The sequence below is a fragment of the Synechococcus sp. H70.2 genome, from assembly GCF_047462275.1.
Classification (GTDB): Bacteria; Cyanobacteriota; Cyanobacteriia; order Thermostichales; family Thermostichaceae; genus Thermostichus.
On sequence record NZ_JANSIU010000004.1, the window covers coordinates 174,714 to 188,166 of the forward strand.

Genomic DNA, 13,453 nt, shown 5'->3' on the forward strand with positions numbered 1-13,453 from the left:
ACCTGCAACGAGCCGTCCTCTTGAGCATAAGCAATGAACTCGAAGGCTGTCTGTGATCCCAGGCCCGTCCATGGAAATTAGTTGGATCGGGCGCGGGCAACCAGCTTATCCACGTATTCATTCCAGCGCAGACCTCGATGAGCCGGGAGCCAGACCACCCGCACCTGAGGGCATTGCTGTTTTAGTTGATGCAGCTCTTGCACCAGATCCAAGTTTTCCACCGGCCCGGTGCGCCGCCGCCACCCCTGGGCTGCCCAGCGCTCCATCCAATCGTTGTAGGTCTGCACACAGAGATGGGAGTCGCTGTAGATGGTGTCCATGCGGTTGTCCGGGGTGTCGCGGCAGTATTGCAAGGCCCGAATGAGACCGGTCAATTCCATGCGGTTGTTGGTGCTGGCGGGATCCCGTCCCCAAAACTCTTCCACAATCTGGTTATCTTGAACCACCACCACCGCCCATCCCCCAGGTCCAGGGTTGGGAGAACATCCTCCATCGGTAAAAATGCCACTGCGCGGGCAATCCGCCAGCCGTCGCGCTACTTGGCGGTTGCCCAGGTGTGAGCTTTTGGCCATGATGGAATCCCTAACCGACAGCAGAAGCTACATTCTATCCTCCAGCTATTGAGTGTGGATGGCCCTGGAAAAGTATGCTTTCGCGCTACCCGCAGCATAAACCTGTAAGTTGTCTGCCCAAAAAGCGCGAATAAAAACCCCCAGAAAAGCTGGGGGAGGAGTGGTGTGTTGAGGTGATGATTACCTGCATGATATCTCCTATAGCGGGTGGGGAGCCACAAATAGCAGGCAATCTGAGAAAGTGCAAGACACGAGCAATCCGGAGGGTAGAGAAGCCTCAGCTTTTATGCGCCCGCTGCCGACACGAGGGATGGTGTCAGGCCCAGATGGGCGTAAAGGCGGGAAAAGTCAAAGTTTGCTGACATGAGCTCCTGGATACAGCGGACTTTGACCTCTTCATGCAGGCGGATCCGGCCGAAAGCCCGCTCGATGCGGTTAATGGTGGTGAAGGTGTCCAAATCCACCGAGAGGATCGGTACTTCCAGCTCTTCTGCTCGAGACTGAATGCGGGGATCCAAAGGCAGCTTGCCGGTCAAGATGAGGCAGAGGGTGGAAGTTTCTAGGGCAGCCAGTTGAATGTCGGTGCGATCTCCACCCGTGATCACCGCCTTGTGCTCCAGCTTGCGGAAGTACTTCAAGGCGGAGTTGACGTTCATTGCTCCTACGGCAATGTTTTCAACCATTAAGTCCATCCGATCCGGGCAGCAGAGCACCTCCGCCTCCAATTGCCGCGCCAGTTCCCCGACGCTGATGCTGCGCAAAATGCGGTGGGAAGGCAAGATGCCCAAGACCGGGATCCCTTGGGCCTCGAGGAAGGGTCGAACGATGGTCTCTGCCGGCTCCATCTGGTCGGGCGGCACATCGTTGAGCAGCACGCCGGCCAGATGGGATCCCAGTTGGCGATGGGCAAAAAGGAGGACCTCAACAGCGAAGGGGGAATGATAGCGGTTGATTAGCAGCACCGGGGCACCTAGGGCTTGGGCCATTCTGGCCAAGGAGAGGCCGAACAGCTCTCCTTCGTAGAGATCGGCGGGGCCCTCTAGCAGGATTAAATCCGCAGACGATTCCGCGGCAAACTCCAGCAGAGGGGCAACCGAGCAGGTTGGCGCCAGCTGATCCCTTGAAAACTGCTGGATGTGGTCCAGCAAAGCCTCCTTGTCAAGCTGGAGGAGGAGGGGAGGCATCTGGTTTATCGCCAGCCCCAGACTCTCAGCCACAAAGTGCATATCTGGATCCATCCCTCCCCGGGAGCCATCCTCCCTAGCCCACGATCCAATTGGCTTGCCGTAGGTCACTTTCACCCCCTGCCGCTGCAGGTGCTTGCCCAAACCCAAGATGGCTGCTGACTTGCCGCTGTAGGGCTCGGTAGAACCAATTAAAAGGAACTTGGACACGGATGGCTCCTAGAACGCCAGAGACAGAAAACCCCGATCCCCAGTCTAACGAAGACTGCTTTAACTAACCGATTAAGATTGCCTCTTCGGGGTAGGTCACTAACTGACGGGGCTGCTGCTGGGCCAAAGCTAGGACAATTGTCAAGGCCCCCAGCCGGCCCCAGAACATCACCAAAACAATGATGAGCTGGCCAAACCAGTTGAGGCTGCTGGTAAACCCCACCGAAAGGCCACAGGTGGCAAAGGCAGAGATCACCTCAAAGAGCACTGGAGCCAGCTCGCTATGGCTATGGGTAATCAGAATCAGCCACGCTGCCAACAGCACGACAAACAGGGAAACCGTCAGCACTGCTGCCGCTTTGCGCACCATTGAGGGATCCAAACTGCGCCCGGCAATCTGGGCGCTGGGCAGGCCGCGGGCATAGCCCCACAGAGCCAGCACCAACACCGCCAAGGTGCCGGTGGTCATGCCACCTCCCATGGAAGCCGGAGCTGCCCCAACAAACATGAGCGCCATCAGCAACAACTGACTGGCTGGGGTCAGATCCTCAATGGGGATCCCGGCAAAGCCGGCAGTGCGGGCCGAAACCGACTGAAAAAACGTCAGGCCCAAGCGACGGGGCCAGCTTACCTCCAGCAGCGACCCGCCGGGCAAGCTTTCGGCCAAGAACATGCCCAGGCCGCCCGCGCAGAGCAAGACCACCACCACAACCAGAGTGATGCGGGTGTGCAGGGAGGGGCGGTGGCCCCGCGGCCAGGTCAACAAATCCGACAACACGGGGATGCCCAGACCGCCAATAAAAATGAGAGTGCCCAAGATCGCTAGCGACAGGCCATCGGTAGGGATCCCCTCCTGCCCAAATAGGTCAAACCCGGCGTTGCAAAAGGCGGAGACGGCGTGAAAAATGGCCAGAAAAACCGCCCGACCTGGCCCGTAGAGATCCCGCCAATGCACCCAGAGCAGCAGGGCCCCCCCTAGCTCGATGAGGGTGACTCCAATCAGAACCCGCCGCGTCAATTCCAGAATCGCCCCCGGGTCGATGAGGCCTAGGGAGTTGCACAGGGCTAGGCGGTTGAGCAGAGAAATGCGCCGCCCAAGCAGTTGAAAGACCACCACCGCTAGCACCATGAAGCCCACGCCGCCAATTTGGATGAGGAGCAGCAACAGGATCTGGCCCAAGAAAGTGAGATCCTCTGCTGCCACAATTGTCGAGAGTCCCGTTACGCTTAGGGCCGATGTGGCTGTAAACAGGGCCTCACTCCAGCTCAAAGGCTCCTCGCGCCCGATCCCTGGCAGCTTCAGCAGCAAAGTCCCCACCACCACCAGCAGGCCCAGTCCCACCACCAGCCGTGAGGGCGGTGGTAGCGGCCGACGCCTGTCCCCCACTAGGAGCCGATGCCAGCGGTTCGCTGCAACTGCAGGGAAGGGAGGCAGAGCCAAGCCTGGAGCAACCGACCGACGGGCACCCTCCGGCCTGGGGGACACCCCTGCCTCAGACTCCCTGGAGCGCGACGGCGGGGCGGCGTCCTCTTGCATCGCCTTCCTCCCTCACATCTCATTCAGCCGCGAGATGTTGGTGTTGGCCCCCAGCACCACCAGCAGATCCCCCTTCTCCAGCCGGTAGTCAGCTGGCGGCGAGACCACCAGCGATTGTTTTCGCTTCACTACCAAAACTGTGATGCCAAAGCGGCGGCGCAAGTCCGACTCCGCCAGCGTATGGCCCACCAGGGCCTCCGGCACCTCCAGCTCCGTAATGCTATAGCCCGGCTCCAGCTCCAGTTGGTCCAGGATCCCTGGGGCTGTTAGCACCTGCGCCAAGCGCCGCCCTGCCTCTTGCTCTGGCAACACCACCCGATCGGCCCCTACCCGCAAGAGAATCGAACGCTGCCGCTCCGTCGAAGCCTTGCAGATAACATTGCGTACCCCCAAACTCTTAAGGGCTACCGTCGTCAGCAAATTGCTCTCAAAATCACTGCCGATGGCCACCACCACCGTGTCAAAGGAGAGAATGTCCACCGCCCGCAGGGCATCTTCATCGGTGGAATCCAGCGCCACCACCTGAGTCAGCTGATCTGCCAAGCGCTGTACAATTTCTCGGCTGCGGTCGATCCCCAAAACGTTGTGCCCTCGCTCCATCAAGGTGAGGGCTAAACTTGTGCCAAAGCGTCCCAACCCAATTACCGCATACTCCCGCTCTGCCCGCCCCATCCGCTCCCATGCTCTAAAACCAACCATCAATCATAAGCCATGCAGCCGGGCTGGCTAGGGCTGCAGCTCTAAGCAGACTCCGGCTGGGGCAAGGTGGAGGGGTGAGGGATCAACTCGCCCGTAGAGCGACGCTCTACCATCTCGGCGGTGATGCGCACGTGCTTGATGTCGCGGCGAGAGGGAACCTCGTACATCACGTCCAGCATTAGCTCTTCCACAATGGCCCGCAGCGCCCGTGCCCCGGTTTTGCGGCGGTAGGCCTCCTTGGCAATGGCAGAAATAGCAGCTGGCTCAAACTCCAGCTCCACTCCGTCCATGCGCAACAGCTTTTGGGCCTGCTTGAGGATGGCATTTTTGGGCTGCGTCAAGATGGCCTCCAGGGCTTTTTCGTCCAGGGGATCTAGGGTGGCCACCACTGGCAGCCGACCAATGAATTCAGGGATCATGCCGTACTTGATCAAATCCTCTGGCTCCAGGGCCTTGAGGGCATTGGCCAAGCGTTGCTCGCGGGTAACTGCCAGCTGATCCCCTGGTTTAATAAAGCCCACCGATCTTTTGCCGATGCGCTGCTCGATGATCTTCTCCAGGCCAACAAAAGCACCCCCACAGATAAAGAGAATGTTGGAGGTGTCCACTTGAATGCAATCTTGGTAGGGATGCTTGCGACCTCCCTGCGGCGGCACGTTGGCAATTGTCCCCTCCAACATCTTCAGCAGGGCCTGCTGGACGCCTTCTCCGGAGACGTCGCGGGTAATGGAGGGGTTTTCACTCTTGCGAGCAATTTTGTCAATCTCATCAATGTAGACAATGCCGCGTTGGGCTTGCTCCACATCCATATCGGCTACCTGCAGCAGGCGCAGCAGGATGTTTTCCACATCCTCCCCCACATACCCAGCTTCCGTGAGGGTTGTGGCATCGGCAACGGCAAAAGGCACATCCAGCAGACGGGCTAGGGTCTCGGCCAGCAGGGTCTTGCCAGAGCCCGTAGGGCCAATGAGAAGGATATTGGACTTTTGCAGCTCCACCTCCTCCAGCTCTGCCAACCCAGTGCTGCCAGGGTTGGCTTTGGCGGCTAGCCGCTTGTAGTGGTTATAGACGGCTACCGATAGGATCTTCTTGGCCTTTTCTTGGCCAATTACGTACTGGTCGAGATACTGCACAATCTCCCGGGGCTTCGGCAACTGAGCCAAGGAAGGCAAGCTGCGGGAAGGCTTTTTAGGAGCTTCCCGACGGTTGGCAGCAGGGGCTGCAGCTGCCGAGCTGTTGCCGTTGTAGAGTTCCTCCTCCAAAATTTCGTTGCACAGCTCCACACATTCATCGCAGATGTAGACCCCTGGCCCTGCAATGAGCTTGCGCACCTGATCCTGAGACTTGTTGCAGAAAGAACACCTCAAGTGGGAGTCCTGCTTGGCCATGGGATCCTCGTCGCTAGTGGCTGGTGAAGTGGGTACCCGAAAGGGCAGTGGGCGTTCCCTCGCTGTCGCGGGGGAGGAATTGACTATAGCCGAGTTAACTCCCCTAGTCTAACATCTCCCTCGCCAGGGATCCCTCCTAGCCCCCCTTGGCTTGCTTAAGCCTATAGGAAAACCGCTCGACTTGACGCCGAGCGGCGGATGGTGTGAGGAGTGAACGGAAACATGCGTCTCCGCTACTTCCATGATAGTGGAACACTACTGCCCACCGCCAAGAGGGCCTTAATCCAAAAGGGGAAGGGACTGTCCTTGTTCCGTCCGCTTCCCCCTCTGGCGTCCACTCCTCACAGAGTCGAATGATAAACCATCTCCAAGGCTAGGACAAGCTGGGCTGCCCAAAGTTTTTGAGGTCCGCCCCTGTCAAGGAGGCAGATTACCGCCCTCTAGGGCCAACAGCTCGGCTTCGCTCAGCAAGGGGATTCCCAGTTCTTGAGCCTTTTTGAGCTTGGAGCCAGGGTCTGAACCCACTACCACATAGTCCGTTTGGCGGCTAACGCTGGTGGTTACCTTGCCGCCGCGGCTTTCAATCCAGGCCTTGGCCGCTTGGCGCGAGAGAGTGGGCAGGGTGCCGGTAATCACAAACTTCTTCCCAGCCAGCACCTGAGGAACAGCAGGGGCCTTTTGCCGCGGCAGGGCGGGGATCCCCAGCTCCCCCAGCTCCTGCAGCAGCCGCTGGTGGGCAGGATCGGCAAACCAGCTCACCACCGCCTCGGCAATTTCTGCCCCTATCCCGTAGATTTGGGCGATGGCCTCAACGTTAGCCTGGGCTAAGAGCTCTGGGGTAGGGAAATGCCGGGCCAAAATCTGGGCCGTCACCACGCCCACATGGGGGATCCCCAAGCCGTAGAGCACCCGCTCCCAGGGCTGTTGGCGGGAGCGCTGGATGGCCTGCACCAGCTTCTGGCTGGAGCGGGATCCCATCCCCTCCAAGCTGGCCAACTGTTCCGGGGTGAGGCGGTAGAGATCGGCCACGGTGCGCACTCCTAGCTTTTCCACCAGCTGGGCTACCCGCTTTTCCCCCAGGCCTTCGATATCCAAAGCGTCGCGGCTGGCCCAGTGCTGCAGTTGCCCCCGGATCTTGGCCGGGCACTCCGGATTGGGGCAACGGGTTATCGCCTCACCAGCAGGGCGAACCAAGGGGGTGTGGCATTCGGGGCAGTGGCTGGGCAAGCGGTAGGGAACGGCGTCGGGGGGACGCAGCTCCTTGAGGATTCTCACCACCTCGGGGATGATTTCCCCTGCCTTGCGCACAATGGCCGTGTCGCCGATGTGCACATCCAGCTCCTCTAGGCGATCAGCATTGTGCAGGCTAGCGCGGCTGACGGTGGTGCCAGCTAGAAGCACTGGCTCCAGCTCCGCCACCGGGGTGACGGCTCCGGTGCGGCCTACGCTGGCCACAATGGCCCGGATGCGGGTGGGAACTTCCTGGGCAGGGTATTTGAGGGCAATGGCCCAGCGGGGGAATTTTTGCGTAAAACCTGCTTCTTCCTGCAGCCGCAGGGAGTTGAGTTTAACCACCACGCCATCGCAGGCATAGGGCAGCTGAGCCTGCCGCCACCGTTCGTAGAATTGGGCCACCTCTTGGAGGCCCCGACAGACCCGGGAGAAGGGATTGACGGGCAATCCCAGTTCTTTCAGCCGCTGCAGACACTCCCACTGGGTTTGGGGGGGATCCCCAACCGGCCACCCCTCCGGCCAGTGGAGGGCATAAGCAAAAAAGCTGAGCTTGCGGGCAGCAACAACGCGGCTATCCAGCTGACGCAGGGTGCCAGCGGCACAGTTGCGCGGGTTGGCAAAAGGGGGATCCCCTGCGGAGCGGCGCTCCCGGTTGATGCGCTCGAACTCAGCAATGGGAAGATAGGCCTCTCCCCGCACCTCCAAGACCGGCGGGGGATCTGCCGTGGCCAGGCGCAGGGGAATGGAGGGGATGGCGCGGACATTGGGGGTGATGTCTTCGCCCAGCTGGCCATCGCCACGGGTGGCCCCTCGCTGTAGCAGCCCATCCACATAGGTCAGGGCCAGGGCCGCGCCGTCGATTTTCAGCTCGCATACGTACTCCAGCTCCCCTTCTTCAGGAGTACGCCCCAGCAGCCGCAGCAGGCGCTCCTGCCACTCCTTGAGCTCTTCCAGGTTGAAGGCATTTTCCAAGCTGTAGAGGGGAATGCGGTGGGAAACAGTGGGGAAGTGCTCGGCGGGTTTTTCCCCTACCCGTTGGGTAGGGCTGTCGGGGGTAATCAGCTCGGGGTAGGCCTGCTCTAGCTCCTGGAGCTCGCGGTAGAGGCGATCATAAACGCTGTCTTCCAAGATGGGGGCATCGTGGACGTAGTAGGCAATGCTGGCCTTCTGTAGCAGAGCACGCAGCTCGCGGGCACGTTCTTCCAGTTTGGGATCCATACCGTCGTATCCAGCTAGCCCCTAGGGGGAACTAGAGTCTTGCTCTACGCTTGTTTTAGCAGCCTTGGGGATCTCCTCCGGCCTAGCCGCCCATTTCTGCCCCTGCAGGTAGTGGTAAGCTTGGGCAGCAGCAGCCATTTCCGCCGCCTTCTTGGAGCGGCCCTCGCCGCGGCCCCAGCATTGGCCTTGGCCCCAGACTTCCATGGTGAAGCGGGGCGGGTGGTCCTGGGCAGCCACCAGGCGATACTCTGGCAAAATGCCCCACCAGCGTTGGGTCAGCTCCTGCAGGGCAGCTTTGGGGTTACGCCGGGTGGGATCCTGGAACCACTGCTCCACCCGTTGGCGAAAGTAGGGATCCAGCCAGGGATGGAGCCGAGACAGGGTGTGGATGCCCCAGCTGAGGTACAGGGATCCCAGCAGGGCCTCAAAAGCATCCGCCAAGCGGCGCGCCCGACCAGCCAGGTCGTTTTGGCAGCTAGATCCCAGCTCGAGGTAACGCTCTAGGCCATGCAGATCCGCCAGTTCCGCTAGGTAAGCATCGCTGATGAGATCGGAGCGAATTGCGGTGAGTTCTCCTACTGACAGGTGAGGATAGGACTGGAACAAGAACTCGGTGGCCAAAACCCGTAGGACGGAATCCCCTAAAAACTCCAGCCGGTCGTTGTTGCACTGGCCATCTCGGGAAGGATGAATCAAAGCCTGATCCAGCAAATCCCAGCGCAATTGCTCTAGCCAGGTGGGATCTTTGAACCCTAAGCGAGCTAGCAACTGCTCCAAGGAGCGGCGACGAGGTGAGAGGAGTTCAACCATACAGCCCAAGCCCGACTTGCAGCACCTTGACCCAGGAGGGCAAAAAGGGAGAAGGCGACTTAACCCTCCTAGGCGCTGCCTTTTAAGTTTCTGTCCAACTACATTAACAGCCATCACTGGCAATCGCGGTAACGTGGGGATATGGCCTGTCCCCTCTAGCAGCGGCTCTAAAGGCAGGCAAAGAGTGAGGTCTCATGCTGCCAAGTGGCTCCAAAAACTCCCCCCAGCCGGGGGCGCCGTCCGGGCAAGGAGATTTAGTGGGGTCTGGGGTTGAGTCGCCAGGCCCGCGGAGTACAGCCACTGCTCCCTACGTGGTGCTGCATGGCCATTTCTACCAACCACCGCGCGAGGATCCCTGGTTGGACCGCATTGAGCGCCAGCCCAGCGCTAGCCCTTTCCACGACTGGAACGAGCGCATTTTGGCGGAGTGCTATCGGCCCAACGCCTTTGCCCGCATTCTTGATGAGCAGGGGCAGGTGGTGCGCATTGTCAATAACTATGAGTTCATGAGTTTTAATTTCGGCCCCACCCTCCTCTCCTGGCTGGAGGAGCACGACGTTGAGGTCTACCAGCGCATCCTGGCTGCCGACCGCGTCAGCGCCGAGCGGCTGGAGGGACACGGCAATGCGATTGCCCAGGTCTACAACCACGTCATCCTGCCCCTGGCCAACGAGCGGGACAAGTACACCCAGATCCGCTGGGGGATTGCCGATTTCCAGCATCGCTTTGGCCGCTTCCCCGAAGGCATGTGGCTGGCGGAAACCGCCATCGATGCAGCAACGGTTAAAGCCCTGGTCGACTGCGGGATCCGCTTTGTTATCCTCGCCCCCAGCCAGGCGCAGTGTATTCGTCCTTTGGGGCAAACGGAATGGATCGATGTCAGCCAGGGCCAGATCGATCCCAGCCGGCCCTACCGCTGCTTTACCCCGGATCGCAGCGGCTACCTAGATGTTTTTTTCTTTGACGGCCCCATCTCTCGGGATCTTGGCTTTGGCGATATTGTCTACAGCACCCAGGCGCTGGCGGAGCGGCTCCAGTTGGCCATTCGCCCTGGCCGAGAAGTCCAGTTCATTAACTGTGCCACTGATGGCGAGACCTTTGGCCACCACAAACGCGGCACCGAGCGTACCCTGGCCTATGCTTTCTGCGAGGAGTTTCCCCGCCGGGGCTGGCAGGTGGGCAACTACGGCCATTTCCTTAGCCACCATCCCCCCACCTGGGAGGTGCAACTCAAGCCAGTTACGGCCTGGAGCTGCGCCCACGGGGTGGGGCGGTGGTCGCGGGACTGCGGCTGTGGGGCAGTTCCAGGCTGGCACCAGCGCTGGCGGCAACCGCTGCGGGAGGCTCTCAACTGGCTGCGGGATCAGTTGGTGGAGATCTACGAGACGGAGGCCAAGGCCTACCTGCGGGATCCCTGGCTGGCCCGGGATCGCTACATCGAGGTGATCTTGGATCGGGAGCGCTGCGAGGCGTTTTTGCAGGAGCACCAGAGCCACCGCCTCAGTGCCGAAGACCGGGTGCAGGTGCTGCGCCTGTTGGAGATGCAGCGCTACAGCCAACTGATGTTCACCAGTTGCGGCTGGTTCTTTGAAGAGATCTCTCGCCCTGAGGGGGTGCAAATCCTGCGCTATGCAGCGCGGGCCATTCAGTTGGCAGCAGCAGTGACGGACGTGGATCTAGAGGAGGAATTTCTGCGCCGCTTGAGCAAAGCCCCCAGCAACCTCGAGCTCTACAAAGATGGCCGAGGGGTTTACCAGGCGCTGGTGCGCCCCTGCCTAGTTAGCCCGCAGCGGCTGGTGGCTCAGCACGCCATGCTTTCCCTGGTCAACACCAGGCCTCGCTCCTCCGGGTATGTGCTGGAGCCGCTGGATCAGGAGCGCCTAGCTATAGGGGGATCCACACTGCTGGTTGGGCGGGCGAAGCTCTCTTTTCCCACCACCTTTGAGGAGCATGACCTCATCTACGCTCTCCTCCACCTGGGCGGCTGGGACTTTCAATGTGGCGTCAAGCCATTTACAGGACGGCGCAGCTACGAGCAGTTGAAAGCTCGCCTGCTGTCTGGAGCCCACAGCCGCATCCAGCTGGTCCTAACCCTGCAAGAGCTGTTTGCCCCGGAAACCTTCGACCTCAACGCTTTGACGGAGGAAGATCGGCAGCAGATGCTGCGCTGGTTAACCCAGGATACCCTGGATCGCCTAGCCCAGCTCTACCGCCAAACCTACCTGGAAAACTACGGGGTTTTGATGGCTTTTCGGGCCGATGGCCTGCCAATCCCAGAGGAGCTGTTGGCTGCTGCGCAGATCACCCTCAACCAGCGCCTGTTGAGCAGCTTGCGAGCGCTGGAAATCGAAGAGGGCAAGCGGGATCACCTGCTGGAGTTGCGGGCCATTGCCCGCGAGGCGGAGCAGTTGGGGTGCCAGTTGCAGCGGGAAGAGGCGGCCCGGGTTTTGGATCGGCTCTTGCAGCGGGGGATGTGGCAGTTGGCCCAGGCAGCCGACTTGGAAACTCTCAGCGAACAGCTCCACAACCTAGAAGAGTGGCTGCGCCTAGCTGCCGATTTCAACCTGCCTATCCGCCTGGATCGCCTCCAAGAGCTCTACCTGCTGCGCCTAGAGCGGCAGCGATTAGAGGCGCTCCGCAGGGATCCTGGGATCCCTGGCGAAGTCCTCCACCGCTTGCTGCGGCTGGGGCAACAACTTCGCATCAATGTTGCTGCCTGTCTCCAGCACCTACTGCCTCCAGCAACTGCTGAGGGCTAGCTCCCATCGGGATGACAGGATTCGAACCTGCGACCCCTTCGTCCCGAACGAAGTGCGCTACCAAGCTGCGCTACATCCCGCAATCCCAAGGCGCACCAATTTTAGCACAGTAACGTCCTCCCAGGCCTCATGCCAACGCCTAGAGGACAAGCTTCCTGGCTTACCCCACCCTCTGCGGGATCCTCTAGTCCCTCCCCAAACAGACACGGGAGGTGGCGCATTTCGGCAACGCCGTTTTGTCGATTACCCTCGTAGCGCGGGGAGGGCTGTATCCCGACCCTGACCTTGTAGGGACAGCGCAGGGCTCATCCACCCCCGTACCCCCACCAGCTCACTGGCCAAGCGCGATCCTTGCTAAGCCAATTTTCGCTAAGCTGCCAGAGCCCACCGTTCCGTAAGTGAGAGGTATGCATCCCCCCAAGGGTTTCAGCCCCTCGCAGCCCGAAAAACAGGCAGCAAAAGCCAAAGCCGCTAAGCGCAAGGAGGCGGCTAAACGCTACGACGAGCTGAAAGCCAAGGGAATGCCCGAGTTTACCATTTTCGCCCGGCGCCGCCAGGTCCCCTCTGGGCAACCCAACCCTTGGTTGCCGGTGGGATCCCTAGCGGTCAGTCGCTCCAGCGCCATCCACCAGGCCATCTTCCAAAACGAGGAAGAGCTCAAAAAAGCAGCCGTCCGCCTCTTTCCCCGTCTTAGCAAAGTCAAAGACGAGCTGGAGTTTGGCTTTCGCCTTAAGGACAAAGAGTTTCAAGACGAGCCCATTCAGGTGGCAGTTCGGCCCCAGCCTTCGCCCCTTCAGAGCTGGATAGACAGGGTGCGCAGGTGGCTGGGCCTGGGCAAAAGAACTAGCCAAGCCTCCAAGAAAGGCTAAGCCGTGGCAAAGGCTTTGGGTAGCCAGCTCAAAATCAAGGGGTTGACAATCTCTGGACGCTCGTCGTGGGGGCAATGGCCCGTATCGGGAAGAGGGAAAAATTGGTAGTCGATCCCCTGCACATGGTTTTGAAAGCCGCGGCCCCGTTCAATAGGGGTCCAGGGATCCCGTTCGCCCCAGATCACCAGCAGCGGGCAGCGCACCTGGGGCAGCAGCGCTTCGGGGGTGGGGCCAGGGGGAGCGGTGAGAATGGCCGCAAACACCTGCTGCGCTCCCACGTCACAGGAAGGGGCGTAGAGGATCTCCACTAGCTCGTCAGTGATGGCCGCAGGGTTGCAGTACACCTGTTCTAAGGTGGCGCGGATCCGCTGCCGCTGCCGCAGCCAATTAAACAGCAGTGGCCCCGTGACTGGCGAGGCCACCAGAGCAGTGAAGGTGGCCATGAAAACGCGGGCCATCGGGCTGAGCTCGTGGGAGCGATGGTTGAGGCCGCCGGCACAGTTGAGCAGCACTGCCCCTGCGGTCAGTTGCGGGTGCTGGGCGGCCATGAGCAGGCTGAGCAGGGCGCCGATGGAATTGCCAATAAACACTGCCGGCTGCCGCACGTGCTGCTGCCAAAAATCTGCTAGCAGCTCGGCCCACAGTTCTAGGCTGTAGGCAAGAGCTGGCTTGGCCGAGCCGCCAAACCCCAGCAAATCCAAAGCATAGACCCGGTATCCCGCCGCCGCTAGCACAGGGATGTTGTGCCGCCAGTGGCCAATGGAGGCCCCAAAGCCATGCACCAAAATCAGTGGGGAGCCAGATCCCTGGACGACGTAGCGAATGGCGTGACCCCGCCAGCTCCAGGTTTGGGGAGCAAAAGGGGCAATGGGATCGGCTGCCAAACTAGCAGGAGGAGCAGTGAACACAGCCAGAAAAATGTGGGTCCCTACCTCCTCATCCTACCGCCACTCTCGAGTGTCCTTCTCTGCTGG

Annotated in this window: 10 protein-coding genes and 1 tRNA gene; 2 read left to right on the forward strand and 9 right to left on the reverse strand. The window is 60.4% G+C overall.

The annotated features are described in order from the left end of the window. Window positions 1-77: 77 nt before the first annotated feature. The 7 genes from NW822_RS05825 to rnc form a co-directional block, all read right to left on the reverse strand. Window positions 78-572 (reverse strand): ribonuclease H family protein, encoded by a 495-nt coding sequence (locus NW822_RS05825; protein ID WP_414362821.1) that lies wholly within the window; start codon window positions 570-572, stop codon window positions 78-80. A 284-nt stretch (window positions 573-856) separates the two neighbouring features. Beyond that, window positions 857-1,966 (reverse strand): phosphotransacetylase family protein, encoded by a 1,110-nt coding sequence (locus NW822_RS05830; protein WP_414403819.1) that lies wholly within the window; start codon window positions 1,964-1,966, stop codon window positions 857-859. A 64-nt stretch (window positions 1,967-2,030) separates the two neighbouring features. Further along, window positions 2,031-3,353, reverse strand: coding sequence for a TrkH family potassium uptake protein (locus NW822_RS05835; protein ID WP_414362824.1), 1,323 nt, complete (start codon window positions 3,351-3,353; stop codon window positions 2,031-2,033). Between the two features lie 162 nt (window positions 3,354-3,515). Next, a complete protein-coding gene (locus tag NW822_RS05840; protein WP_414362825.1) occupies window positions 3,516-4,202 on the reverse strand; it encodes a potassium channel family protein in 687 nt (228 codons plus the stop codon). 41 nt (window positions 4,203-4,243) lie between these two features. Further along, window positions 4,244-5,590, reverse strand: a complete 1,347-nt coding sequence (gene clpX, locus NW822_RS05845) for an ATP-dependent protease ATP-binding subunit ClpX (protein WP_414362826.1) — start codon at window positions 5,588-5,590, stop codon at window positions 4,244-4,246. A 417-nt stretch (window positions 5,591-6,007) separates the two neighbouring features. Then, window positions 6,008-8,041 (reverse strand): NAD-dependent DNA ligase LigA, encoded by a 2,034-nt coding sequence (ligA, locus tag NW822_RS05850; RefSeq protein ID WP_414403820.1) that lies wholly within the window; start codon window positions 8,039-8,041, stop codon window positions 6,008-6,010. Between the two features lie 21 nt (window positions 8,042-8,062). Further along, complete coding sequence (gene rnc, locus NW822_RS05855) at window positions 8,063-8,851, reverse strand: ribonuclease III (RefSeq protein ID WP_414403821.1); 789 nt, start codon at window positions 8,849-8,851, stop codon at window positions 8,063-8,065. 257 nt (window positions 8,852-9,108) lie between these two features. On the opposite strand from rnc, the gene NW822_RS05860 reads away from it, so the two are divergent. After that, the gene (locus NW822_RS05860; RefSeq protein ID WP_414403822.1) at window positions 9,109-11,610 is read left to right on the forward strand and encodes a DUF3536 domain-containing protein; all 2,502 of its coding nucleotides are present in this window, start codon (window positions 9,109-9,111) and stop codon (window positions 11,608-11,610) included. 6 nt (window positions 11,611-11,616) lie between these two features. Here NW822_RS05860 and NW822_RS05865 read toward each other — a convergent pair. Next, window positions 11,617-11,690, reverse strand: a tRNA-Pro gene (locus tag NW822_RS05865). 327 nt (window positions 11,691-12,017) lie between these two features. On the opposite strand from NW822_RS05865, the gene NW822_RS05870 reads away from it, so the two are divergent. Then, the gene (locus NW822_RS05870; RefSeq protein ID WP_414403823.1) at window positions 12,018-12,479 is read left to right on the forward strand and encodes an HHL1-like protein; all 462 of its coding nucleotides are present in this window, start codon (window positions 12,018-12,020) and stop codon (window positions 12,477-12,479) included. Here NW822_RS05870 and NW822_RS05875 read toward each other — a convergent pair. Next, the gene (locus NW822_RS05875) at window positions 12,476-13,387 is read right to left on the reverse strand and encodes an alpha/beta fold hydrolase (protein ID WP_414403824.1); all 912 of its coding nucleotides are present in this window, start codon (window positions 13,385-13,387) and stop codon (window positions 12,476-12,478) included. The genes NW822_RS05870 and NW822_RS05875 overlap by 4 nt on opposite strands. Between the last annotated feature and the right edge of the window lie 66 nt (window positions 13,388-13,453).